This window comes from Vibrio metoecus, from assembly GCF_009665255.1.
Classification (GTDB): Bacteria; Pseudomonadota; Gammaproteobacteria; order Enterobacterales; family Vibrionaceae; genus Vibrio; species Vibrio metoecus_B.
Window position 1 is genome coordinate 984,968 of the sequence record NZ_CP035687.1, and the last position, 25,527, is coordinate 1,010,494.

At 46.4% G+C, this 25,527-nt stretch carries 15 protein-coding genes and 1 pseudogene; 11 read left to right on the top strand and 5 right to left on the bottom strand.

Annotation, left to right across the window (positions count from 1 at the left end):
- Positions 1-171 precede the first annotated feature (171 nt).
- Complete coding sequence (locus tag EPB59_RS17790) at positions 172-1,620, bottom strand: OprD family outer membrane porin (protein ID WP_000782646.1); 1,449 nt, start codon at positions 1,618-1,620, stop codon at positions 172-174.
- Positions 1,621-2,090: 470 nt separating this feature from the next.
- Positions 2,091-2,927 (bottom strand): 5-dehydro-4-deoxy-D-glucuronate isomerase, encoded by an 837-nt coding sequence (gene kduI, locus EPB59_RS17795; RefSeq protein WP_148498113.1) that lies wholly within the window; start codon positions 2,925-2,927, stop codon positions 2,091-2,093.
- A 305-nt stretch (positions 2,928-3,232) separates the two neighbouring features.
- Between kduI and EPB59_RS17800 the strand changes: the two genes are divergently transcribed.
- The 7 genes from EPB59_RS17800 (at position 3,233) to EPB59_RS17830 (ending at position 13,338) form a co-directional block, all read left to right on the top strand.
- A complete protein-coding gene (locus EPB59_RS17800) occupies positions 3,233-4,162 on the top strand; it encodes a sugar kinase (RefSeq protein WP_154174142.1) in 930 nt (309 codons plus the stop codon).
- Positions 4,163-4,184: 22 nt separating this feature from the next.
- Positions 4,185-4,817: a bifunctional 4-hydroxy-2-oxoglutarate aldolase/2-dehydro-3-deoxy-phosphogluconate aldolase gene (locus EPB59_RS17805; protein WP_154174144.1), complete on the top strand. Its 633-nt coding sequence runs from the start codon at positions 4,185-4,187 to the stop codon at positions 4,815-4,817.
- A 66-nt stretch (positions 4,818-4,883) separates the two neighbouring features.
- The gene (galT, locus tag EPB59_RS17810) at positions 4,884-5,939 is read left to right on the top strand and encodes a galactose-1-phosphate uridylyltransferase (RefSeq protein ID WP_154174146.1); all 1,056 of its coding nucleotides are present in this window, start codon (positions 4,884-4,886) and stop codon (positions 5,937-5,939) included.
- Between the two features lie 129 nt (positions 5,940-6,068).
- Positions 6,069-6,830 carry a 2-dehydro-3-deoxy-D-gluconate 5-dehydrogenase KduD gene (kduD, locus tag EPB59_RS17815; RefSeq protein ID WP_154174148.1) on the top strand — a complete coding sequence of 254 codons (762 nt, stop codon included), beginning with the start codon at positions 6,069-6,071 and terminating at the stop codon, positions 6,828-6,830.
- Between the two features lie 180 nt (positions 6,831-7,010).
- Positions 7,011-8,180 carry a glycoside hydrolase family 88 protein gene (locus tag EPB59_RS17820; RefSeq protein WP_195707195.1) on the top strand — a complete coding sequence of 390 codons (1,170 nt, stop codon included), beginning with the start codon at positions 7,011-7,013 and terminating at the stop codon, positions 8,178-8,180.
- A 68-nt stretch (positions 8,181-8,248) separates the two neighbouring features.
- A complete protein-coding gene (gene gnpA, locus EPB59_RS17825; protein WP_154174150.1) occupies positions 8,249-10,432 on the top strand; it encodes a 1,3-beta-galactosyl-N-acetylhexosamine phosphorylase in 2,184 nt (727 codons plus the stop codon).
- 335 nt (positions 10,433-10,767) lie between these two features.
- Positions 10,768-13,338 (top strand): polysaccharide lyase family 8 super-sandwich domain-containing protein, encoded by a 2,571-nt coding sequence (locus EPB59_RS17830; RefSeq protein WP_154174152.1) that lies wholly within the window; start codon positions 10,768-10,770, stop codon positions 13,336-13,338.
- A gap of 77 nt (positions 13,339-13,415) precedes the next feature.
- Here the strand turns inward: EPB59_RS17830 and EPB59_RS17835 are convergent, their stop codons facing one another.
- The 3 genes from EPB59_RS17835 to EPB59_RS17845 all read right to left on the bottom strand — a co-directional run bounded on the left by EPB59_RS17835 (position 13,416) and on the right by EPB59_RS17845 (position 18,735).
- Positions 13,416-15,506, bottom strand: coding sequence for a sensor domain-containing diguanylate cyclase (locus tag EPB59_RS17835; protein ID WP_142727316.1), 2,091 nt, complete (start codon positions 15,504-15,506; stop codon positions 13,416-13,418).
- Between the two features lie 281 nt (positions 15,507-15,787).
- Entirely contained in the window at positions 15,788-17,251 is a 1,464-nt protein-coding gene (locus EPB59_RS17840; RefSeq protein WP_154174154.1) for a sulfatase family protein, read from the bottom strand.
- Positions 17,248-18,735, bottom strand: a complete 1,488-nt coding sequence (locus EPB59_RS17845; protein ID WP_154174156.1) for a sulfatase family protein — start codon at positions 18,733-18,735, stop codon at positions 17,248-17,250. Before EPB59_RS17845 ends, EPB59_RS17840 begins: the two co-directional genes overlap by 4 nt.
- A 184-nt stretch (positions 18,736-18,919) precedes the next feature.
- On the opposite strand from EPB59_RS17845, the gene EPB59_RS17850 reads away from it, so the two are divergent.
- From EPB59_RS17850 to EPB59_RS18935, 4 genes and pseudogenes are all read left to right on the top strand, one after another.
- Positions 18,920-20,119, top strand: a complete 1,200-nt coding sequence (locus tag EPB59_RS17850) for an anaerobic sulfatase maturase (RefSeq protein ID WP_154174158.1) — start codon at positions 18,920-18,922, stop codon at positions 20,117-20,119.
- Positions 20,120-20,453: 334 nt separating this feature from the next.
- A complete protein-coding gene (locus EPB59_RS17855) occupies positions 20,454-22,175 on the top strand; it encodes a DUF2264 domain-containing protein (RefSeq protein ID WP_154174160.1) in 1,722 nt (573 codons plus the stop codon).
- A gap of 49 nt (positions 22,176-22,224) precedes the next feature.
- Positions 22,225-24,144, top strand: coding sequence for an ABC transporter substrate-binding protein (locus EPB59_RS17860; protein WP_055050408.1), 1,920 nt, complete (start codon positions 22,225-22,227; stop codon positions 24,142-24,144).
- 374 nt (positions 24,145-24,518) lie between these two features.
- Positions 24,519-25,525 (top strand): annotated as a pseudogene (locus tag EPB59_RS18935) (ABC transporter permease).
- Positions 25,526-25,527: the final 2 nt, after the last annotated feature.

The following is a 25,527-nucleotide window of genomic DNA, read 5'->3' on the forward strand; positions in this document are numbered from 1 at the left end:
CAGGCCTTTTTCTTTTGTTCGGCTTGTTGAGCGGTTTGGTGAATACGATGTTTTTAACGGCATCATGGATTACATCGCCTAAACGCCAAACTTGACAATCATGACTTAGGCAGAATAAAAAAGCCTGATGGAATTCCATCAGGCCACAGAAATAACTGAAATAACGAGGGATTATTTCAGCGTTACACTGTAAGAGATTAACACTTTCAAATCGTTACGATCGTTCTTGTGCACGATGTCATCGCCGCGGAACAAGCTACGGAAAGTTTGAATGTTCAGACCTTCCAAACCGCCATCAAGGAATTTGTAACCGACGTTCCAATCTACCGAATACATGCTGCCATCGTAGATAGCTTTCTGTGCATCAGAGCGAACATGAGTTGCGTAGTTACCGCCCATTCCCGCTGATAGCCCTGGTACTCCAAAGCTTGCGAAGTTGTAGTTCACACCTAATTTTACTGCGCGAGTACCATCGGTGTTGTAATCGTCTAAGCCGGAAAGCGTCTGTTGGAAACTGCGGTTATCTGAGTTCGCCCATGGTGTGAGTCGGAAGTTGTAGTTGAGCTCTTCACCTTGAGTATCGGTTGCCGAAACTCCTGCAATCCATGTGAAGTTACCTTGTTTGATGTTTGCGCCAAAGCCGATATAGCTCTGAACTTTTGCATCTTTCACACCGGTTAACTCGGTTTCTTCTGCAATCGAACCGTGGTAGAAGCCAGTCAAATCGACTTTTGCACTACCTAGCTCAAAACCATATTTCGCCAGTGCTTGCCAGTTTGTACGGTATTCTTTACCGATACCGTAACCCACATCGAATGAGCCACCATCAAAATTGTAAACAGCACCCACAGTCTGAATGTAGTCAATTACATAACCTTGAGTCGGCGAAAGAGGGTTTTGTTGTTGGTGCCAAACTGTGGTCATGGGTAGGAAGTCTTTGCGCCAGTCATTCTTGAATTCATCAGCGAAAGCATAGCCGACTACCCAGTTACCAAAGTGCGCTTTAGCTTCAATACCACGGTAAGCGTGTGGGTTCAAACCCCAGCTCGAACGGATGGTTCCGAAGTTAATCGGGGTGTAACCACCACGTAGAGCTAAGCCGGCAGCGTCATCACCAAATTTTGCTTTCAGCGCAACTACCGATAGGGCTGCATAAGATTTTTCACAAGCGACACGAGTTGTTTTGCCTGTCGCTGGGTCATAAGTTTGGCTAGAAGGGTCGTTAGCACACTCATGATCAAAGTAAAGGATCTCAGACATTCCAGTGGTGTCGCCGATTTTCTGGTTGATGTTAGCCCAGATGTCGAGCCCCACGGTGTCTTTGAAGTAACCAGACTTGTAATCCCACGCCAATTGCAGAGTTTGGTTTTCAATATTGGGTTTGAAACTCTCGCCTTCTTTCCGCTCTTCGCGATCACGGAAGTAAAGGAATGAGTGCAGTTTAGAGCTAGAGCTGTCGTAGAACGCTTGTTTGGCTTCAGTCGCAAGATCAACCGCAGCTGCACTTTGGTTACGAATATCGTTTGGATCCAGTGTTTCTGCAAAGGCAGATGCAGCAAACAGAGCCGTTAAAACGGAGGTACAAACGAGGGTTTTAGAGCCTACATTTTTCATTTTCATACGCTTTCCATTTCTTAAAATTATTGATTTTTTGGTGAACTGATTCACCAGTGCAATAATATAGATCTTTTTATTCATTAAAATAGAAATGGTGTTTTAATTATTTAAAGTAAGATCAAAATCAAAACTGTAGATAAAAATCTAAAATAATAAAACAAAAATCACAGATTGAGACGGAGAGGTATTTACACCTGATTAAAGTGGGGCTAAGTGGAATGAAGTAAAGAAATAACGGTTGAAATATGATTTATCTTTCTGTTTTTTTTAAATAAAAAACGCCCATGAAGGGCGATTTGAGTTAAGAACAGCTATGCATTATCTTTTTGTGATCCAACGCGCTCATCATCCAAGTTATCTGGTAACTCAGAGGCTCATTGAATCCAATCGATGTGTTTCCATGTTATCCATGGAACGATCCCATCACTTTTCCTAATCGCTTAGGTTGGCCAAAAAGTGAGGAAATCGCTTGGTTATAGCAAGTCTTGCATTGCGATATGATCCATATCGGTGAAGACTTGGTTTTCACCCACCATACCCCAGATAAAGGTGTAAGCCTGAGTCCCCACTCCGGAATGGATAGACCAGCTTGGTGAAATAACCGCCTGCTCGTTACGTACAACGAGGTGACGTGTTTCTTTCGGTTCGCCCATCAAATGGAACACAGCTGCGTCATCTTGCATGCCAAAGTAGAAGTAGACTTCCATCCGGCGCTCATGAGTGTGGCAAGGCATGGTATTCCACAGTGAACCTGGTTCTAGTTGAGTGAGCCCCATCAGCAATTGGCATGTTGGCAACACATCTGGAACGATGTACTTGTAAATGGTTCGCTTGTTACTGGTTGCGGCATCACCCAAAGTTACTGGTGACGCTTCTTGTAAGGTGATCTTTTTGTTTGGATAAGCTTGATGAGCTGGCGCGCTGTTGTAGTAAAACTTCGCAGGATCCGCAGGGTTTACACTAGCGAACGCGATCTCTTTAGCCCCCATACCCACATACAAGGCTTCTTTGGCCGCAACTAGGTAAGTTTCACCATCAACCGTTACCACGCCATCGCCGCCGATGTTAATAAGCCCTAATTCGCGGCGTTGTAAGAAGTAATCAACGCCGAAAGTTTTGCCTAGGTCTGCCGCAAAACTCAGCGTTTGGTTAAGGGGCTTAATCCCACCAAACACGATGCGGTCGATATGGCTGTAGGTCATGGTGTATTGGTCATCGACAAAGATCGATTCAACCAAAAACTGGCTGCGTAGATTTTCAGTGTCGAGGGTTTTCGCATGTTGGCTATGGATTGCTTGGCGTATTTGCATTACTCAATTCTCTTTCAATAAGTATGTCACCTTGTTTCCCAGTGACATGAATCAACTGTATGGCCGTGTTTTTCGGTAATGGTGTTGCTCTTTTTTACCTTCTACACAGCCACCCGCATTCAACTTGTCCGCACTTTACCACTCTTACTTTAAATGAAAATTTTTGAAATGACGTTTTATTAACTTGCTCACAGAAAAGAAAACAACACAAAACTTAAATTGAAATGTCGTTTTAAAAATAAATTTCGTGTGATTAAATACTCTACATAGCTTGAAATGTAGATTGCAGTGTTAGGTGCGTCACTATGAAAAAGAAAATTGCTGTGCTGGGCGAATGTATGCTGGAGATCCAGAAAACTCAGTCGGGACTACGACAGGGTTTTGGTGGCGATACGCTGAATACGGCTGTCTACCTTGCTCGTTTAGCTCGCGCTGCAAATGTCGATCTATCGGTCAGCTACTTTACCGCACTGGGTAAAGACCATCTTAGTGATGACATGATCAAAAGCTGGCAACAAGAAGGCGTGGATACCACTCACGTGGCTCGTTATGCAGATAAATTGCCCGGCTTGTATCTGATTGAAAATCGAGAAGATGGTGAGCGTGATTTTCATTACTGGCGACAAGATGCAGCCGCACGTTACTGGATTGCACGGGAAGATAATGACCACTTGTACACCATTTTGTCTGACTACGACCTTATCTATCTCTCGGGAATTACCTTAGCCATCCAAGATAGTGTCTCGCTAATCAAGCTACTGAATTTAATGAAAAAGCTAAAAGAATCGGGCTGTGTGGTGGCGTTTGATAGCAACTATCGGGAGCGCTTATGGCCAACGCCAGCACAAGCTCAGGAATGTTATGAACAGATGTTGGCACTGACGGATATTGCATTACTGACCCTAGACGATGAGCAAAAGCTGTATCAAGAAAAAACGCAAAATGACACCTTAACGCGCTTACAAGCCTTTGGTCTGACTCAACTGGTACTCAAGTCCGGCAGTGATGGCTGCATGGTTGTGACGAAAGGCAAAGAGCAGTGGGTACCGACAACGGCGATTCACGATGTGGTTGATACCACTGCGGCGGGGGACTCGTTTAACGCTGCATATATCTATCAGTGGTTGTCTAGCCAAAACGCAATTCAAGCGGCTTTAGCTGGGCATACATTGGCGGGGCAGGTGATACGCCACTACGGAGCCATCATCGCGCAAGAGGCAATGCCAACACTGTGAACAGTCATGCTAGGAGAGAAAAATGAGTAAAAACCAATTAGAGAAACAGTTAAGTGCGATGAAAGTCGTTCCCGTGATTGCGATTAAGCGTTCGGAAGATGCGGTGCAATTAGCAAAAACCTTAGTGGAGAACGGTCTGCCTTGTGCTGAAGTGACATTTAGAACGGAAGCCGCAGCAGAGGCGATTCGCTTAATGCGCCAAGCTTATCCCGAGATGTTGATTGGGGCGGGCACCGTGCTTAGAACCGATCAAGTGGATGCCGCGATTGAAGCGGGGGTCGATTTTATCGTCAGCCCCGGTTTTAACCCAACCATAGTCAAATATTGCCAACAACGAGGTGTCACCATAGTTCCCGGCGTCAATAACCCGAGCCTTGTTGAGCAAGCAATGGAAATGGGCTTGAAGACATTGAAGTTTTTCCCTGCGAGTGCATCGGGCGGTACTGAAATGCTCAAAGCGTTGAATGCGGTTTACCCGGTGAAATTCATGCCAACAGGCGGAATTTCAGCCGCCAATATTCAAGATTATTTAGCCATTAGCAGCGTGCTGGCTTGTGGCGGTACATGGATGGTTCCGGGTCAATTAATTGATGAACAGAACTGGCCTGAGATCGGCAATCTGGTTCGCAAAGCGGTAGATACACTGACGGCTTGAAAGTGGTGATGGATGTTGAGGTAACGCCATCAAGTTGAAATCTGGGATGTAGAGAGTATTGGAAACATGACGTTAGAACAATTTGAAGTAGTAGAGCATCCGCACCGTCGCTATAACCCGTTGACTGGTGAGTGGGTGTTGGTGTCTCCCCACAGAGCGAAGCGCCCATGGCAGGGACAGCAAGAAGCTGCCTGTGAGCAGTCACTACCAAGCTACGACAAAGGCTGCTTTCTATGCCCCGGCAATCAGCGAGTCAATGGGGAAGTCAATCCTACCTACAGTGGCACCTATGTGTTTAAGAATGACTTTGCAGCATTAACGGAAACCACCCCCTTTGCAGAACAGTTGAATGATCCGCTTTTTAAAATGCACAGCGCACGAGGCGAAAGCCGAGTGATCTGTTTCTCTGCCGATCACAGCAAGACACTTCCGGAATTGGAATCTGCTGAAATTGAGCAAGTGATCCGGACTTGGATTGAGCAAACTCAAGAGCTGAGCCAACACTATCCTTGGGTTCAAGTGTTTGAAAATAAAGGTGCGACCATGGGCTGTTCCCAGCCGCACCCGCATGGACAAATCTGGGCCAACAGCTTTGTGCCTACGCTGGTGAGCCAAAAGGATCGACATCAAGCGGAGTATTTTGCTGAGCACGGTTCGCCTTTGCTGTACGACTATGTTCAGCGTGAATTAGCGCTGCAAGAACGCATTGTCGTTGAGACAAAGTTTTGGGTAGCACTGGTGCCTTATTGGGCGGCGTGGCCGTTTGAAACCTTGCTGCTACCTAAGCAACGAGTGAGTCGTTTAACGGAACTGTCTGGTGAACAACGTCAGGACTTAGCTATCGCGATCAAAGCACTGACCACACGTTATGACAACCTTTTCCAATGCTCATTTCCGTACTCAATGGGCTGGCACGGTGCCCCTTTCTTGGGAGAGCAAGATTGCCAATATTGGCAAGTACATGCGCTGTTTTATCCACCGCTATTGCGTAGCGCGACTGTGCGTAAATTTATGGTGGGCTATGAGATGTTGGCAGAGAGCCAGCGTGATTTAACGCCAGAACAGGCTGCAGAAAGATTGAGAAGTGTGAGTGCGGTGCATTACCGACAACAAGCTAGGTAAGAGCAGCAGTAACGTTTGTATATCCGCATAAATTTTTTTGCCTTAATTAAAATTTGGAACGTTGTTTTTAAAAAATATTCATCACTTTCATAAAACGAAAGCGAACATCGAAGTTACAGGAATCCAGAAATGATATTAGAAGCTTTTGATCTTAAAGGAAAAGTGGCATTGGTCACGGGGTGTAATACCGGTTTAGGTCAAGGAATGGCAGTCGCGTTAGCGCAAGCGGGTTGTGACATTGTAGGGGTTAACTATGCCGATGCAGCGGATACGCCTGAACTCGTTCAAGCGGCCGGTCAGCGTTTTTTCTCAATGACGGCCGATCTGAGTGATCATCAAGTTATTACTAAAGTCGTTGATGAAGCGGTGGGATTAGCCGGACGCATCGATATTCTAGTCAACAACGCGGGCATTATCCGTCGTGCGGATGCCATCGAATTTACAGAAAAAGACTGGGATGATGTCATGGACATCAATATTAAAAGCGTTTTCTTCCTTTCGCAGGCGGTCGCAAGGCAGTTCATCTCACAAGGCCAAGGCGGAAAAATCATCAATATTGCTTCCATGCTTTCTTTCCAAGGCGGGATCCGTGTGCCTTCTTATACCGCATCCAAAAGTGCCGTTATGGGTATCACTCGTTTGCTGGCCAATGAGTGGGCTTCACAAGGCATCAATGTCAATGCGATTGCTCCAGGATACATGGCAACCAATAACACGGCGGCACTCAGAGCGGATGCCGATCGTAATCAAGAAATTCTGTCACGCATTCCGGCTCAACGTTGGGGTTTGCCAAGCGATTTAGCTGGCCCGGTGGTGTTCTTGGCTTCGCCAGCATCTGATTACGTCAATGGTTACACCATTGCCGTAGACGGTGGTTGGTTGGCTCGCTAGTAAGCCTGTAATTCACCGCGTATCAGTCACAAACTTAGCATGTTTGTTTTGAAATTGTATTTTTGAAATGATGTTTTGGAAAATGTGACTCGACGTAATGTGAATATTTCATAAGCAAGTTATGATTTCAGTATGAGCTTGCTTATGAAGCAAATCGAATCATTGATGAGAATGACTTATATGACCAAACCTATTGCACTTCGACCATTGCCAAGCACTTTAGATGAACCTCGGGTACTCAATCATCTGAGTAAAGTGGTGGAAGCTATTGCACGTAATATTCCGAAAATTGGTGAGCGTAACCCTAAAATCGGTACTCACGATCATCAATGGGAATTTTGTGGCCAATTTGATTGGGTATCCTCATTTTGGACGGGGGAACTCTGGCTTTGTTACCAAATGACAGGCCAAGAAACCTTTAAAAACAGCGCTAAACTGCGCAAATCTTACTTTGCCAACATGCTTTTGGATCCGTTCTGGTTGGATCATGATTTAGGTTTTCAATACAGCTTAAGCTGTGTTGCGGACTACCAACTGACTGGGGATGAAGAATCCAAGATGATGGCGATTCGCGCCGCCGATCATCTGATTCATCGCTTCCGCAAAATTGGCGGTTACATTGTCGCGTGGAACGATACGCATCCCCTTGGCCCTGAAATCACCCAAGGGAAATCGATCATCGATTCTTTGCAAAATACCGCACTGCTCTTTTGGGCATCAAAGATGACAGGTTCACCCGTCTATGCAAATGCCGCTAAGCGCCACAGTGAAACGTTAGCCAAGCACATAGTGCGTGATGATTTCTCAACCTATCACTCATTTAATTTCCATCCTGTGACTCAACAGCCGCTTAAGGGTGAGACTTTCCAAGGTTACGCGGATGATTCTTGCTGGGCTCGTGGTCAATCATGGGCGATTCATGGCTTTGCCCAAACCTACCTTTATACCGGTGATGAGCAGTTTTTAACGCTCGCGAAGCAGCTTGCGAAATACGCGACTGACCACATCACGGACGATGGTGTACCTGTGTGGGATTACAGCCTACCGGCTGATGAAATTCAGTATAAAGACAGTTCTGCAGGCGCAATTACCGCGGCAGGCTTGCTGCTGATTGCGCAGTGCATTGACGATGAAAAAGAAGCAAAAATGTACCGCGATTGGGGGCTGTTCTTGCTGCAAGGTCTCATGACGCAATGCGATTTAACCGATGATGAACAGGCACTCGGTCTGCTGGCGGAAGGTGCATCCTTCGTCAAAATTGGTCTTTGCAACAACATGCTGCCTTATGGTGATTACTACTATTTAGAAGCACTGATGCGTGCAAACGGCTACCGGAACTTCTTCTGGTAAGTCAGTAACTTCTCTTCTCTAGGCTGAGGGAGTTCAGCCTAGAATCGCAACTTTTCGGAGTATGAAAGATGACTAAGATGACCTCACGTAAAGGGCATATGACCCTGCCTGTCGAAGTGGGACAGGAAGAGGTAGTTTTGGATTTATATCAGCGTTGGCAAGCGGATGCACTGCGCGATAGTGATGGCACCAGCATGCCAGCTTGTCTGGCAGAGCAAGACAGCGAAATCTATTCGATCATGTGTTTAGTGCGCGCCGACCAAGCCTTTGCGAACCAACACCCAGAATACTTGCACCGTAAATACTTAATGTCTTTCCCTGTTACGGCAATGGATGAAACCTTAGTGCTGACACCACTAAAAGGTTACAGCAAAGACAAGTATGAGCTGGATGACGACAGCGATCCTAAGCAATGGTGGGAAGTGCGTAACCGCACAACGAACCAAGTGATTCCTGCTGCGCAGTGGGAGTTTGATGCTGATCGCCAGCAGGTGACAATTTTCCAAGCGGTGCCTTACCATGAATACACGGTGACTTTCATGGCGCGCCAGGTTTGGGATAGCGTATCCATGTATAACGCGCTAACCAACGACTGGAAAGGGCCAAAAATCAAGAGTTTGGATCCTTATCATCCTGAGTGTCGAGCACACCTTCTTGCACATTTCCAAAAATGGCTGGATGAGCACCCGCACACGACCGTGGTTCGTTTCACGACTTTCGCTTTCCTCTTTGTGATTGATACTGGTGAAAAGAACCAAGATATCTATCGTGATTGGACGGGTTACGGTGAAACCGTTAGCCCGCGTGCTTTGGAAGATTTTGAACGCCGCTTTGGGTATAAACTCTCCCCTGAAGATTTTGTGGATGCAGGCTATTACAACGGAACGTACAAGGTACCATCGCAGCGCTACCGTGACTGGATGACCTTTGTGCAAGATTTTGTGGTGGAGTTTGCTGCGCAGTTGGTGGAAATGTCTCACCAAGCAGGCAAGAAAACCGCCATGTTCCAAGGCGACCATTGGATCGGTACAGAGCCTTTCTTGGATAGCTATCAAAAAATTGGTTTAGATATCAACATTGGTGCGGTGGAAGATGGCGTGGCACTGCGTCGCTTAACCGATTCACAAGGTAGCCAAATTCGCGAAGCACGGTTCTATCCTTATTTCTTCCCAGATGTGTTCCGTGAAGGGAATGATCCAGTTGTGGAATCCATGTCGAACTGGACTAAGATTCGCCGTGCGATGTTGCAAAAACCATTGGATCGAATTGGTTACGGTGGTTATCTCTCCTTAGCTAACCAGTTCCCGCATTTTATTGACCATGTGAGTGAGATTTCACGTGAGTTTGGTACTTATTTGGATAAAACGGCACGCACTGAGTCACAGAAATTGCCGGGTAAAGTCGCAGTATTAAGCTCGTGGGGCAAAGCACGTAGCTGGTTACAAAACCAAGCACGCGATCAGCGTTTTTATGTTCCGCCTCGTCCGGATGTGATGGAGTTTGTTGGCAATAACTTACTCGAATGTTTGGCAGGGCTGCCATTTGAAGTCGAGTTCATCAGTTTTGAAGACATCATCCAGCACGGCATTGGTGATGACATCAAAGTGATCATCAACACGGGCGATGCGAATTCTGCATGGAGCGGTGGCGAGTGTTGGGCCGATCCACAAGTGCTGGTGGCTTTACGTCGATTTGTTGCCAATGGTGGCGGTTTACTGGGCGTATGTGATCCTTCTGCACTGCAAAAGAATGGACGCTATTTCCAACTGGGTGATGTTTTTGGCCTTGAGAAAGAAACGGCATTGACCATGGGACGTGTCGCTATGCCACTGAACATCGCCAAAGATCATTATCTGAGCCAGTTTGTCGTTGGGGAAGAAGACTTCGGTAATCCAAGCTACGTTTACCCACAGGCAGATGATTTGGCCGTACTTGCGGCGCAAGGGCAGCACCTCGCTCTGACAGCAAGAAATTATGGCGAAGGTCGAGCGGTTTACTTAGGTAATCTGCCGTTTACTATGGTCAACGCGCGCTTGTTGCAACACATTCTGGTATGGCTGGGGGGGAATGAAGAACATCCTCAACCTTGGTTGTCATCTCATCCACTGGTGGATGTTGCCTATTATCCAGAGATGAACGTCGCGACCGCGGTGAACTTTTCAAGCTTGCCACAAATGCTGACTGTTGTGGATGAATGTGGATATAAAGTTGAGATTCGCTTACAAGGCTATGAATGGAAATGGATTGAATGATGAATTCATTCATAAATTAATAAAGGACGCTTAGGCGTCCTTTTTATATAACCCTATGTTTAAATTAATTTAAATCTCATACTACTACCTCAGGCTACGCATGTAGAGAATTCATACAGATGTTTTAAATTTGATCGAAATTACATTCTCTTAAAAATAAAAAAGCTTTTCATTATGGCTGTGTTACTGTTCCAAATAGAATTGCTTAAGCAATCAGTAAAGTGAAACACAGTGCCAACATTGGCAATGACGCCAGTGTTCGCGAAAGTTTTACGACAACGTCAAGTTTGGTTTCTCCTAATAACAAATGAAATCCCCTACAAAGAGAACAAACCATGATGATCAATAAACTGAAGACAAAGTGGTGGCTACTGGCACCCTATATGATCTGTCAATCAGCATTGGCCGACGACATTCAAACCCTCACGCAGCGTATTGCACCTGATTTTGCTCAGGTTGCCGTTGAAGCGGCTCAAGGTCTTGGGCAACCACTGTCTACACTCGCAGCGCAATATCTGGCTAATCAGCAAACGGATGGTCATTGGGCGGATATTGACTACGCGGCGATTCCAACTCAAGAAGCGCCTATTCGTGAGCACTTGACTCGTGTGCGTGCGTTGGCTGCCCAATATTACCTTTCCAATGATCCCACTTTTGCGGCAGGCGCCATCGCGGGTCTTTATCACTGGTACAGCGCTGACCGTACCAACAGTAACTGGTGGTGGAATGAAATTGGTAAACAGATTTATCTCGGCCCAATCGCCTTTTTGCTTGGTGATCAGTTACCCAGTGATTTGAGCACTTCGATACGCTCAGACATGCCGACAGAGCCTTACAAAACCGGCGCTAACCGCACGGATATTTCAAAAGGGGTGATTTATGGCGGTTTGCTCGGTAGCGATTCAGCGCAAGTGAAACGTGGGTTAGGTGGCATTGAAGAAACCATAGTGATCACTGAAGCGGAAGGTGTGCAAGCGGATTTCTCCTTCCAGCAACACGGTGCCCAACTTTATAACGGCGGGTATGGTGATGTTTTCTTTGATGCTGCTTCATATTGGGCTTACCAAGTCCGCGATTTGCAGTGGCATTTTGCGCCAGATAAAAATCGTCTCGTCGCGGATTACTTTCTAGACGGTGTCCGTTGGATGAGCCGGCATGGCACGTTGGATTATAATGCGCGAGGCCGTGGCTTAAGCCGAGTAGATAAGGCAAACCTCGGGCCTATTCTACGGCAAGCAGATTACGTTGCTGCGTTGGCTCCTGAACGCGCGGCTGAAGCGCAGCAGTTTAAACAACATGTGAATGGTGCGCCGGAAAGCATCGCAGGATTTCGCTCTTTTTACCGTTCAGACTATGCCAGCAAAGTCGGTACTGGCCACTTCATTGGCATCAAGATGAATTCTAAGCGAATCAAACCTACGGAAGCTGGGAACGGTGAGAATCTACTCGGTAACTGGATCGGTTTTGGTAGCACTTTCATCATGCAAAGAGGCGATGAATATCATGGCATCTTCCCTGTGTGGAACTGGGCTTTAGTGCCGGGCACAACGGCACCACAATTTGCGATTAAACCCGCAGACTGGGGACGCATCGAAATGCAAACTCAATTTGTTGGCAGCGTGTCGGATGGGCGTAATGGTGTTGCTGTCATGGATATGGATGCTTACCAAACCAAAGCAAAAAAAGCGTGGTTTAGTTTTGATGATGAGTTGGTGGCCTTGGGGGCTGGCATTCAATCTACCCGAGCAGAATATGTGAATACCACAGTTAACCAAACACGCTTGAATGGGCCTGTTACTGTGGATGGACAAGTATATAGCAAAGGCAGCCGTCAGTTAGTAAATGCTTCTTGGGTTCACCATGATGGTATTGGTTATGTTTTCCCAGCCAATTGGTATGGGCATATGGATAATCAAACCCAAAATGGTAACTGGAGAAACATCAACACAGGTCAACCGGATGCCCCCGTTTCAGCCGATGTTTTCATGCTACGTATAGGCCATAGTTGGCAGCCAACAAACGCCTCTTATCAGTACATAGTGGTACCGAATCGTGATGCGCAAGCGGTGGCCAACTACGCAGCCTCAGTGCCGGTTAGCGTTCTATCGAACACGCCACAGATACAAGCGGTAACGCATGTGAGCAAGCAGGTGAGTGGCATTGTGTTCCACCAAGCGGGAATGCTGCAATTGCCGAGTGGTAAAACCGTCACTGTGAATAAGCCAAGTGTGTTGGTGATTGATGAATCTCAAGCGACACCTCAAGTCACGTTGGCAACGCCTGGAATCGGTGATCAAGTACAGTTAAAAGTGGAAGAGGGCTCCACGGTTTGGGCAGCGACAGTCGTCACCGCTAAAGAGCCCCGTTTGCTTGGTAAAGGGGTGGTGGTTGAATTCAACGCCGTACCGGTTATTCCACCGGTGACGATGAGTGCCAATGCTGATGTTTTTGTGCGTGATGGGCAATACGCCAACCAAAGCTTTGGAACCAACAGTTACTTAGTCGTAAAAAGCGATATTACGGGCTATAACCGTAAAACGGTTCTAAAGTTCGACTTGAGTCAACAGGCGCTGTCCTCCCATTCACAAGCGGTGTTGAGACTGCATGTGAAAAACGTCAATACCGCCGCATCCCGAGCGATCACAGTATCTCGTTTAAAATCCAGTGCATGGCAAGAAAACAGCCTAACTTGGAGCACCCTGCCGCCGATTGAACAACAAGGTACGACGGTGACGATCTCACCTTCTCAAGTGAATGAGTGGATAGAGATAGATGTCTCGAATCTTATAGTGCAAGGTGAGTTGTCTTTGCTTTTAGAGAATAAAGGTGCCGCACATCAGAAATCGGATGTGAATTTCTCTAGCAAAGAGAGTGGGCTAGCCCCTCAATTGGTGATTCAACCATAATTCGATCCTTCCTAGGGCTTACTCTATTAGGCCTGCGTGAATGCAGCACGTGTGAGTAAGCCCTGTTTGCTTTCTGATCAAGGTGTGGGATAAATGACCAACTGCTGTTTGCCATTGGCTTTCGCTTGATAAAGTGCTCGATCAGCAAGGCTGAAAAAGCCATCGGTGTTCATATCGAGATTGGGGATCACAGTGGCAGATCCGATAGACACTGAAAGACCGTTAAACTGTTGCGCTGTTTCTTGAGCGAACTTAGCGATCAATTGATTTAATAAATGGTGATGTGTTTGTTGATCAGCACCACACATGATGACGGCAAATTCATCTCCTCCGAGACGGCAGATACGATCACCAGATCGCTGGAATGTGGCTTGCAAAAGATTAGCGAACTGTTTGAGCAGTTCATCTCCCGCCTGATGTCCTAGTTGATCATTGACCTGTTTAAATCCATCTAAATCTAACACTGCAAGTGTGATAGGTTGTTGTTTTTGGTAGATTTGCCAATATTCTTGAATGAATTCTTCATAGGCTCGTCGATTATAGAGTTGAGTTAAACTATCGGTACGAGCTGCGAGTGCTAGCTTATGGTTGACGCTTTGTAGCTCGTTAGTTCGAGCTGTGATGCGTTCTTCGAGAGTTTTGTTTAATCTTTCGAGCTTTTCTTGTCCTCGAAGCCTTGCCAGCATTTCGCCAAAGTTACGAGTGAATAACTGAATTAATTCATGTTGATGCGAGGAAAGTAGGCGTTGTCGCAGTAAATTATCGGCACAGATTAGCGCCATCAATTGGTTATCAACTGAAAGTGCAATCGCGGCATTCCAGCCATGGCCAACCATTTTTCTGTCATGCCACAGCGGAACATCATTGAGCATGATCAGCGTATTCGGAGTGGCATAGGCCTGATTAAATAAAGGCGATTCAGGATAAGGCATAGAAAAATAACTTTCGTTACGGATCACGCCATCGGTATCCACGCCATAAGTGCCTTGCAGTTTATCCGGCTCAGAATCGCTAGGAAGAAAAATACCAATGCGATCAATATCAAGTTTAGACACTGAGAATTCGACAGCTTGTTGGCAGATCTCCAGCGAATTTCTTGCTTGAGACATCAACTGGAGTGCTTGGCTAATCATTCTAACTCGGTTGTTATGGCGAATTTCAACGAGGATCCGTGAAGCCGTTTTAGCAAAGACTTCTAATGCCTCTTGAATATCGAAATCAAAAGGTTTTTGGGTGAGTAAATTATCCATGGCAATCCAGCCAAGAGGCTCTTGAGATTCGTTGCGTAGTACCACCATCGCATTCCACCCATGCCCAATCGGTTGGTGTTGATGATAAAGCGTAATATCTGACACTAAATGAAACCAATTATCTGGTTGGCTTAATACGCTTAAAAATCGAGGGTCTAGTTGAGTGTAAGGATAGTAATCATCAGATTCATCGCGATACTGGCCTTGGTCATCGGTTCCAAACACTCCGTGGTAGCGGCCCACCTTATGATCAATTAGAAAAGTACCGACACGATCTAATCCCAAATCTTCACGTAACAACTTAACACTCTGTTTTAATAGATCGAATTCGGTTCGGGCAGCCGTCAGTTCGGCGACGCCGAGTGCGACTTTACTCATGGCTTGGTGACGGCGAGTCTGTGTCTGTAGTTTATTGAGAATTAGGCCATATTGGTGATCAACGGCACGACGCTTCTCTGCCGCAGTCAGTTTTATATATTGAGTTAGCCAGAATTGTTGTAAAACGGTGGAAAGCATATGCCATTCATCGGCATAAGCTCGAAAATGTTGTTCATCTTCTAGCAATAAAATCAGTACGGTGGAATGCTCTTCCTCAAAAGAAAGACGGCACACCAAACTCGTCCTTTGCTCAATTAATAACGAGTGTGGAATAAGGACAAATCCAGCATCTCTTCTGAGTGTGGAAAGCCATTGCCACCAAGTGCTATCGAGTGTGTCGACAAAGTCAGACTCCATTAAACAAGAGCCTTCATGTAAAGCACAAAGAGTGAGTGCAGCGGGGTGACAGATTTGAGCGCCTGCTATCGGTAATAACGTACTTAAATGCTGGCATAGGAGCTGGGAAACATCGTATTGGCTTATCCCGATATGTTCAAGTTGCAGCAATGATGCTGCGGTTTCGGCCAGTTTTCTAGGCATTTAAGCGACCTATTGATAATGGAACAGATGAAGTGAGGAGTGACTACCAACTTAACTGTAAGCGGTGTCTGGCTACTTATTCGGTTTACAGATCTTGTTGGGCAACAACTATCACAAACTAGGAGTCATCAGAAAGTTTATTCTGTGAAATAAGTCTTTGAGTGTGACATTACAAATTATCTAACCCAAATATTCTGAAAATTTTCAAAGCAGAATGTGAAGTCGATAACACGACTCTGTATGGATGAGAGGGCTGTTCATTCATGAACAGCCCATTCTGTTTAGCGAGTTTTAGGTTGCTGAATGGCTTGGTTAAGCGCTTGTTCTAACTCCTGAACCAAGTCGGGCATTTGTTCTGCCAAGTTGGTGATCTGTCCAACGTCATCCTTTAAATCATAAAGTTGAGGTGAAGATTGGTTACCTTTCTCGTTCCCCGTGTATTGGCAAACAAAGTCATCATCGTGTGCGGGAATATAAGCATAACGTTGGTTTCGGAACACTTTTTTGTACTGCATACCTTCTAGCACCATGTCACTTCGCCCGATAGGATCTTTACCTAACAGGGTGTCGAGTAAAGGTTGGCTATCGGGGGCTTCTGTTTGGGTCAACGGGCGGTTGAGCAACTGAGCGAAGCTATGGTATAGGTCGACCTGATTAAAAAGCGCGGAGCTTTGACCAGAAGCGATTTGCTTCGGCCAACGGACGATAAAGGGAACCCGTGTTCCGCCCTCAAATAAGCTGTATTTCCCGCCTCGTAACGGTCCCGCCATACGATGTTGTCCATTGAGTTCAATGGCTTGATCTTTGTATCCATCGTTAAGTACGGGGCCGTTATCGCTAGAGAAGATCACTAAGGTGTTGTCTTTGAGTCCAAGTTCATCGATTTTTTTGAGGACTTTGCCGATACACCAATCCATTTCAACAATCACATCACCACGCACACCATGTGGGGTCACGCCACGAAATTTAGGGTTAGGAATACGAGGAACGTGCGGCTGATGAAGCGCGTAATACAAGAAGAAGGGCTGTTGCTGATGTTGCTCAATAAAGGATATGGCCTTATCCGCAAAGACTTCTCCCATGGTTTCATCATTCCATAACGCCGATTTACCACCCCGCATATGGCCGATACGGCTAATGCCATTGATGATGGTGCCGTCATGGCCGTGATCGTACATGACGTCCAGCAATTCTGGGTTTTGGCGACCATTGGGTACCTCAGGAAAGGCTTTATCCCAATCATAGGTGACTTCGATAGGGTCGTTGGGGTCGAGATTCGCGACTTGGCGGTTATGGATATAAACACAAGGCACGCGGTCGTTGGTGGCCGCCATAATAAAGGAGTGATCAAAACCAACATCATTCGGTGTACCTTGGATCTCCTGATTAAAATCCAATTCCCCATTGCCTAAGCCAAGATGCCATTTGCCAACAATGCCAGTGGCATAGCCGTGTTCTTGGAACAAATTGGCTAAAGTAGCATCGTCACTGGTAATGATTTGCGCGGCATCACCGGGTAACACCGCAGCATCAGGATTGCGCCAAGGGTAACTGCCCGTCAATAAACTGTAGCGAGAAGGCGTACAGGTTGCGGCAGTGGCGTAGGCTTGATCAAACTTCAGCCCCTCTGCGGCGAGTTGATCCAAATTCGGGGTTGGAATGTGATTCGCGCCATAGCAACTTAAGTCGCCAAAACCTAAATCGTCGGCATACAGAATAATGACATTGGGTTGGGTATTACTCATGAATTATCCTTCATTGATTGAACTGGATAGGGCAGGAGTGAGGCCAAAATGCCTTGTTCTGCCCAAGGATCCTGAATTCGGTGCAGTTCTTCGGCCATCAGTTGTAGGAGTGGTTTGACGAATGAATCCTGAGGCTCAAAGGGTAAATTAGTTAACTGGTACGGATCTGTTTGGTTATCGAACAACTGGGTGGCGATAAGCTCTGCTTGACGGTTGATTTCCAATGCCAGTGTGTAGCTATGGGTTCGGATGCCGCGACTCTGCGGGAAATAGGCAATCACTTCGCCTAAGGCGTTTTTCTCCCCATCTTGATTGCGTAAATAAAGTGCGCAGTCTGGTGAAGCAGGATGAGCGAGTGGTTGGTTAATCACGCAAGAGAGATCGCGACCATCTATCGAAAGAGGATCCGCCATCGTAACGCCAAGTAAGCCCAAGATGGTCGGCATAATATCAGGGCTGCTGAGCAAGGTTTGGCTGATGGTCGATTGCTGCTGGTGGCCTGTTTTAATCACAAAAGGCACGCGTAGTGCTTCATCGTAAATGACGTTTTTCGCATCGCTGAGGCTGTGGCTACACAAGGTTTCACCGTGATCACTGGTAAACACGACCACGGTATTGTCCCATTCGCCGATCTCTTCGAGTGCCTGAAAAATGCGCCCAATTTCTTTATCCACACCGCTGATGTTGGCGAAATAGTAACGCGCACTGTCGGCCTTGCTGGTTGAAGCATCGGCATTTTGGCGGACCAACAGTTCCTGATTGCTGGCAGCCTGATATAAAGCGAGGTCACTCTCGCGGCAATCATCAACACTGTTATACGGGCTGTGTGGCGGATTCATGGACACAAAAAGCGCGAAGGGCTTCTGTGCATCCCGCTCGCCATGCTGATTAAGTAGATACGCGATCGCTTTATCCGCCTCATGCTCGGCCGACCATGTTTTGGGCTGATGGCGTTGACCCTGCGTGTCGTAATAGTGGGGATTGCGATGCTCATCAAAAGTGCCGTAGCCATACCAGTAATCAATGCGGTGTCGGCGTTCTGGCTCGGTATAGGAATCCCAAACCGGGAACTGTTCTTCTACATAGCAGCCCGGCTTATCAGGCGCATTGGGAGTTGGGTAATCGAGATGCCATTTACCGATGTAACCAATGTGATAACCCGCATGTGAGAGTACATCCGTAAAGCATTCTGCCTCAGTCGGCAAATTTGAGATGGGGCGTAAAGAGTGGCAGTTCAGTGGAACGCCACTTCTATTAGGATATTGCCCGGTGAACAAACTACCACGATGAGGGCTGCATAGTGGGCAATTGCTGACAGCATGAGTCAGCAAGGTGGCTTGCTGAATAAAATTGTCCAACACCGGAGTGAAAACGGGATCTGGCTCGCCAGAGCAAAAGGGGCGGTAAGCGGCGTGTTGCCAAATACTCAACGCCATCACGCGCCACTGATCGGGAAACACATAAAGTAAGTTTGGTTTTTTCATTGATCCCAATCGGGCAGAGTTGTTTAGAGCAAAATTCTATAATGGAACGCCATTTCGAATTTGTGATCAAATCGCTACCTAAAGAAAAAATGAAAAGATGTTTTGATAAAAATGGATAAAATCGATTGGGAAGATAATTTGTCCTGCCATTGCAGGGCCGGATGCCTACACTGGATTTTTATTGATGTCAGAACAACGGATTTTTACTCGCAAACCAACGGCAAAACGGCCATTTCATATCTTGGCAAAGCCGATTGGGCCTTTGTGCAATCTCGATTGTGCCTACTGTTTCTATCTCGATAAAACCCAGTATTACCCCGGACAAAATCGCTTTGATATGGATGATGCCCTGCTAGAAGCGCATGTGCGGAACTACATTGAAAGCCAGCCAGCAGGATGTCGTGAAGTGACTTTTGGCTGGCAGGGTGGCGAACCCACTTTGCGTGGTATCGATTTTTATCGTAAAGCGGTGGCCCAACAGCGCAAATACGCGAGGCCGGGAATGCACATTGTGAATACCTTACAAACCAATGGGGTACTCATTAATGAAGAATGGGCGCAATTTTTGGCCGACCATCAATTTTTGGTGGGCATCAGTCTGGATGGTGATGAAGAGCTGCACGATCACTTCCGTAAGACGCGCAGTGGGCAAGGCACTTACCAATCGGTAGTGAAAGGGCTGCGTTGTTTGCAGCGTTATCGAGTGGAATACAATGTGCTGACTGTGGTGCAAGCGCACAACGGAGACCATGGGACAAGGGTTTACCAGCATTTAGTTTCGCTTGGCGCTCAGTTCATTCAGTTTATTCCGGTGGTGGAAAGTATTGCGGGGGAAGGCATATCTTCACGCAGTGTGAGTGCTCAGCAGTTTGGCCAGTTTATGATTGATGTCTTTGAAGAGTGGCGTCAGCATCATATCGGGCAAGTTTTTGTCAGCCACTTTGATAATGCGTTGGGCATGAGCCTCGGTTTGCCTTCATCGATCTGTGTGCATGCCCAACGTTGCGGCGACAACTTGGCGGTTGAACACAATGGCGATGTGTACAGTTGTGACCACTTTGTTTTTCCTGAATTCAAACTGGGTAATCTGCGTGAACACGATTATCCCGACCTGATTGAAACCCCAATCCAACAGAGTTTTTCAGAACGTAAACCCATAGGCAGCCAGCTTCATTGCCAAGGGTGTCCGCAATGGGATTTATGCCATGGCGCATGTCCTGCACAACGCTTAAATGATCGAGGGGAGCTTTCGCTCACTGCGCCACATCATCTTTGTGCCGGCTATATACAGTTTTTCACTCACCTTCGCCCCTATTTGCGTGCGATGGGCAAATGCTTAAGGGCAGGAAAAACAGCGCAGCAGTACCAAGATTTTCTTGGTTAGTCGCCAACCTTTTTGGTTGTAGCCCTTTCATGGCAAGGGGCTGCGCCTTATTTTCCATCACGATGTTTGTCCTTGCTGGTGGCTATCTTTCATTGAGTGTTCATCGAAGAAACCAGTATCTGATACGTTCCATTGTGTGAAATCCATAAATGAAATGGCTTTTTAAATTAAACGAAATTTTCATGATGAAAATGTGATCGGGGTAATTAATCACTGTGATTTATGGGGATGAGTTTTGATCCAAATATCATAAATATAAAAAAGCGTTTCAAAAATATTTGTTTGTGCGATTAAATTAATTCAATAGAGCAGCAAATGTCATTCAGGAGTCAGCATGTGCATGCGGTTGAAAGACCTAATTCAGCAACCTAAACCATTTAATCGCCGCAGCAATGTTAATGATTTAACAAAGAAAATTGCGGATTTACAGCTTGCCGTTGTTGCGGGCTCGGTGAACTGGGATGCACAAGCTTATGGTGCTGCACACTATTCTGAACAGACGGCTCAAATCGAATATTACTGTCGTCTACTTTGGCTGGCGGTACCGGCGAAGACATTATGCCTAGAGCTAAATCAGCAGTTGGCGCAGAAAATCATGGAGGGAACCAACCCTCAGTCCCCCAATTATTGGCAGAAAGCCAAAGATTATGATCAACGAGTGGTGGAGATGTCGGCCATTGCGATGGCTTTAGTGGAAGCACCTGAAATCTATTGGTCTCCCTTTTCTTCGACTGAGCAGCAAAATTTGGCACTCTGGCTGCTATCTGTAAAGCATCTGACTTTACCGCCGAATAACTGGTATTGGTTCCGAGTGCTTATCCTCACCGCTTTGCAGAGTGTGGGTGTTCGGATTGAAGATTGCGAGTGCGAAAGTGACCTTAATGCGATTGCTCAGATGCAGTTAGAACAAGGTTGGTACAAAGATGGTAGTGACTCGGTGATGGATTATTACAATCCGCTCGCCTTTCAACTTTATGCATTGATGTATTGCCGCTGGAAGCCGCAATGTCCTCGTGTTCCCAATTTACTTAAGCAAGCGGTTCTGTTCGCTGAAACTTATGTGAATTGGTTTGGTACCGATGGTAGCCAATTAGGGTACGGTCGATCACTGAATTACCGTTTTGCGATTTTGGCTTTCTGGGCTGAATTGGCGCGATTACTCCCTGAACATCGCAATCTACCTTTATGGCGCACGTTATGGACGCAGGGGATGAATTGGTGGGCAGAACAACCAATTTGGGATTGCAACGGCACGCCGATGCCGGGCTTTGCTTACCCTAATCTTTTGATGAGTGAGTTTTATACCAGCTCAGCTTCCCCATTGTTGGCCTTTAAAGCGTTTAACGCATTAGCGTTGGGAAATGACCATCCGTTTTGGCAAAGCGATGTTATTCCTCTTAATCCTCATTCCGAGGCTTATTGGGTCAACAATCATCATCAAGTTTGGCGAAATGGGGGCAGTTACCTCATCAGTAATGCTCCGGGAAGTAGTGAATTGCGCGAGTGTTCGGACAAATACTACAAATTCGCCTATAGCTCTCAACATGGTTTCTGTATCGATAGCTTGCGTTGGGTCAGCCAAGGTTGGATCGGTGACAACCTTCTCGCGATACAACACCCCGATACCCATGGTTGGTATGGGCGGAAGTCGAACCATCGAACATATCGAGTGGGCGATACCTTAGTTTCAGAGTGGTCACCTTTTACTGGTTGTGATGTGACGACTTACCAAACCCTGAAAGAGGGAAAAGAAATCCGAATTCATCGAATTGAAAGCCAGCGTGAATTGGCTTTCATTCAGACGGGCTACTGTGTGGACGCATGGCGTGCGTGGTTTACCCACAGTGAACCTGCATCAAAACGCATCGAGTCAGAACAATTATTTAGTGAACTGGCATTAATTCGGGGTCCTGGGGAAAACCGTTGTTACCCCTGTGCTCCTAATACCAACATCCTTTACCCACACGCTTGTGTGCCGGCTATATCTGGGGTTACGCACCAAGGCATTACGGAGTTAGAGGTTCATGTATCAGCAGGAAGTAAAAGCGTTGCATGAAGCAGCGTTAACTTAAACTTGGACAATCAAAAACATCAGGGAGTGACTGATGAAACAACATAATCTTATTCCAATATTCGGCAAAATCGCACTATCGGTTGCGGCAGCGCTGTCATTTTCAACTTGGGCCGCCACTTATAATGAAGCCCCACAACTAGCGGAGTTAGTCAAAGCAGGCAAATTGCCAGCGGTTGAACAACGTTTGCCCGAAAACCCATTGGTGGTTGAACCGAATGAGTCGATTGGTCAGTACGGCGGTACGTTAAATCTTGTCGGTACCGTTGTTGATAATGGACATCGTATTCGCACGGTGGCATACGATAACTTGTTTAACTTTGATACCACCTATTCAAAAGTTATCCCAAACTTGGCGACGGGTTTTACTTCTAACGCAGAGAACACAGAATATGTGATCACGTTGCGCAAAGGCGTGAAATGGTCTGATGGTTCTCCGTTTACCGCGGAAGACATCGCTTTTTATATCAATGAAATTGTGGGTGATCCAGAACACTCAGGTAACCGCCCGCTTGCTCTACCAACGCATGATGCAGCGCGTGCAGAAGTTGTTGATACGTACACCGTCAAAATCACGCTGAGCAAACCCAATGGCCTGTTCATCCGCAGCCTTGCGACGGTAGATAGTGAAAGTTATACCGCTTTCCCTAAGCAGTACTGCTCACAATTCTTACCTAAGTTCAACGATAAAGCGGTGGCTAATGCGAAAGCGGCAGGTTTTGACTCATGGCGCCAATATGCGGCAACCAAGTGTGAAGCGCACTACTTTATTGAGCATTACACTAACGTTGATCGCCCAGTGTTAACGGCATGGAAAGTGACTACGCCTCCGGGACCAAACGCAAGTTATGCCGTGTTTGAGCGTAACCCTTACTACTGGCAAGTCGATACCGAAGGAAACCAACTGCCTTACCTAGACGCGGTTCGTTGGCGCTATAGTGAGGATCAGGAAGAGATGGTGTTACGCGCCGCCAATGGTGAAGCGGATTACCAACATCGTAATATTGGCCAAACATCCTACCGCCCACTTCTGATCGAAAATGAGAAGAAAGGGGGCTACACCTACGAGTTCCGCCCCAGCACGCTCAGTACTGAACTGGCGATTGCGCTGAACCAAACCACGAAAGATCCACTCAAGCGTGAACTGTTCCAAAATAAAGATTTCCGCATTGCGCTATCTCATGCGATTGATCGCGAAGAGATCAGTGAAACCGTCTTCTCTGGTTCGGTTGGACCTTATCAGGTCGCTCCACTGAAAATCTCGCCTTTCTATGATGAGCAAATGGCGACGCAATACACGGAATTTGATCCTGAAAAAGCGAACAAAATCCTAGATTCACTCGGTTTGAACAAACGTGATAAAGAAGGATACCGTTTGCTCAAAAATGGCCAACGTTTGCGTATTGAAGCCATATCAAAGGTAGCGGATAAAGGTGTACTGGCCGATTCACTTGAGCTGGTGAAAAACCAGTGGAAAGCTGTCGGTGTGTTCTTAGACATTCGTGTACTTGAAATCAACCATGTGACCAACCTTCGTTTGACTAACGACTTCGACATGATCCCAATCATCGGTGATGGCGGTGTCGGTATCATTGACGATGCTCGTCACTATATGCCCTTTAGCCCTGAGTCAACCTGGGGATTGGGTTACTACCTGTGGGTCAGTGAGCCAACCAATGAGTTTGCAGTTGAGCCACCTGCACATGTTAAACGCCAACTTGAGCTGTGGAAAAAACTGACACAAACCTCATCGCAGGATGAGCAAAATGGGTACATGAAAGAGATTATCCAGATTGCTAAAGATAACTTCTATGTGATTGGTACTGTGGAATCCATGCCTGCCGGTGTTGTGGTGAATAATAAGCTGCACAACGTGCCTGAAAACATGCCTCAGTCATACAATTTCCCAACCCCGGGGCCAATGCGTATGAGCCAACTGTGGAAATCGAAGTAAACCCATCCCTTTGATCGTTAGACAGCCCCATCTTCGGATGGGGTTTTTTATTGCCTTCAATAAGCGATTGCCGCTGCCGTTGGTTGTCCTTACTCGGCTTGCAGTGATCACTTTGGTTTCTTGTATGCAAATTTCCATGTCATTTGCACGATGAATTGTCTGAGTGTGATCACGCTTCTTAAATAGGATGATGATCTACACATCAAAAATATGAAAAAGCGTTTTAAAAATTAAATTCAATGCGTTCTAATAAAATTGAACTTGAGTGAGGCTAAATCTTTGATCGACTTACTGCCCGTAACACAGGCCAAAACTTGAGATTAAAGATGAGCCATTTTGCTAGTGATTTACCGTATCGTAATTAAGGAACAGTAATGAGCAGTTTTTTTCTGTTTGCAGGTAAGCGTTTGGTGTCGATACTTGTCACGCTTTTCGCTGTCTCGATTGTTGTATTCGCCGTTATAGATCTTCCCCCCGGAGATTTTGCTTCATCAAAAATTGCTGAGTTGCAATCGATGGGGCAAACCGTGGATCCGCAAATGATTTATACCATGCGCGAAATGTATGGTTTGGATAAGCCGTTGCTCGAACGCTACGCTTACTGGATGTTGGGTTTAATGACAGGTGATTTAGGTATTTCCCTGACCACCAACCAACCGGTTTGGAATACGATTGAACCTCGTATTTGGCCCACCGTGTCACTGGCGGCCGCAGTGTTCCTCTTCCAATTTTTAATTGCTATTCCAATCGGTATGTACTCCGCATTGCGCCAATATTCGTGGGGGATTACGTTGCCACCATCTTTGGTTTTATTGGTATGGCAACGCCGAACTTTGTTATCGCGATTGTTGCTCTGCTGATTGGCTATTACAGCTTCGATACAGTGGTTTCTGGCCTTTATTCTGAAGCGTATCTTGATCAGCCCATGTCCTGGGCCAAATTCTTTGATGCCGCTTCACGCAGTTGGATTTATATATTGATTGTCGGGACTGCGGGATTGGCTGGCATTATTCGCATCATGCGCGCTAACTTGCTCGATGAATTGAAAAAACCGTATGTCAAAACGGCGCGAGCGAAAGGGCAAACCGAAGCGAAGCTGATCCTAAAATACCCAGTACGCATCGCAATTCTGCCTATTGTTTCAACCATAGGTTGGATGCTTCCTGCCTTACTGGGGGCTGACATCATCGTCAGTCAGGTCATGAATATTCCTACTTTGGGCCCTCTGATGTTGGCCTCTCTGCGCGCCCAAGACATGTATGTGGCGGGTGATGTTCTGCTCATCATGTCCATCTTGACCATCATTGGTACTTTAATTTCCGATTTACTTCTGTACTGGGTTGATCCTCGGGTACGAGTTGGCATCGCGAAGGAGTTTTAATT

What these genes read in the sequence shown, in the direction of transcription:
- EPB59_RS17790 (WP_000782646.1), bottom strand. Translation starts at nt 1,620, where the DNA reads ATGAAAATGAAAAATGTAGGCTCTAAAACCCTCGTTTGTACCTCCGTT.
- kduI (WP_148498113.1), bottom strand. Translation starts at nt 2,927, where the DNA reads ATGCAAATACGCCAAGCAATCCATAGCCAACATGCGAAAACCCTCGAC.
- EPB59_RS17800 (WP_154174142.1), top strand. Translation starts at nt 3,233, where the DNA reads ATGAAAAAGAAAATTGCTGTGCTGGGCGAATGTATGCTGGAGATCCAG.
- EPB59_RS17805 (WP_154174144.1), top strand. Translation starts at nt 4,185, where the DNA reads ATGAGTAAAAACCAATTAGAGAAACAGTTAAGTGCGATGAAAGTCGTT.
- galT (WP_154174146.1), top strand. Translation starts at nt 4,884, where the DNA reads ATGACGTTAGAACAATTTGAAGTAGTAGAGCATCCGCACCGTCGCTAT.
- kduD (WP_154174148.1), top strand. Translation starts at nt 6,069, where the DNA reads ATGATATTAGAAGCTTTTGATCTTAAAGGAAAAGTGGCATTGGTCACG.
- EPB59_RS17820 (WP_195707195.1), top strand. Translation starts at nt 7,011, where the DNA reads ATGACCAAACCTATTGCACTTCGACCATTGCCAAGCACTTTAGATGAA.
- gnpA (WP_154174150.1), top strand. Translation starts at nt 8,249, where the DNA reads ATGACTAAGATGACCTCACGTAAAGGGCATATGACCCTGCCTGTCGAA.
- EPB59_RS17830 (WP_154174152.1), top strand. Translation starts at nt 10,768, where the DNA reads ATGATGATCAATAAACTGAAGACAAAGTGGTGGCTACTGGCACCCTAT.
- EPB59_RS17835 (WP_142727316.1), bottom strand. Translation starts at nt 15,506, where the DNA reads ATGCCTAGAAAACTGGCCGAAACCGCAGCATCATTGCTGCAACTTGAA.
- EPB59_RS17840 (WP_154174154.1), bottom strand. Translation starts at nt 17,251, where the DNA reads ATGAGTAATACCCAACCCAATGTCATTATTCTGTATGCCGACGATTTA.
- EPB59_RS17845 (WP_154174156.1), bottom strand. Translation starts at nt 18,735, where the DNA reads ATGAAAAAACCAAACTTACTTTATGTGTTTCCCGATCAGTGGCGCGTG.
- EPB59_RS17850 (WP_154174158.1), top strand. Translation starts at nt 18,920, where the DNA reads ATGTCAGAACAACGGATTTTTACTCGCAAACCAACGGCAAAACGGCCA.
- EPB59_RS17855 (WP_154174160.1), top strand. Translation starts at nt 20,454, where the DNA reads ATGTGCATGCGGTTGAAAGACCTAATTCAGCAACCTAAACCATTTAAT.
- EPB59_RS17860 (WP_055050408.1), top strand. Translation starts at nt 22,225, where the DNA reads ATGAAACAACATAATCTTATTCCAATATTCGGCAAAATCGCACTATCG.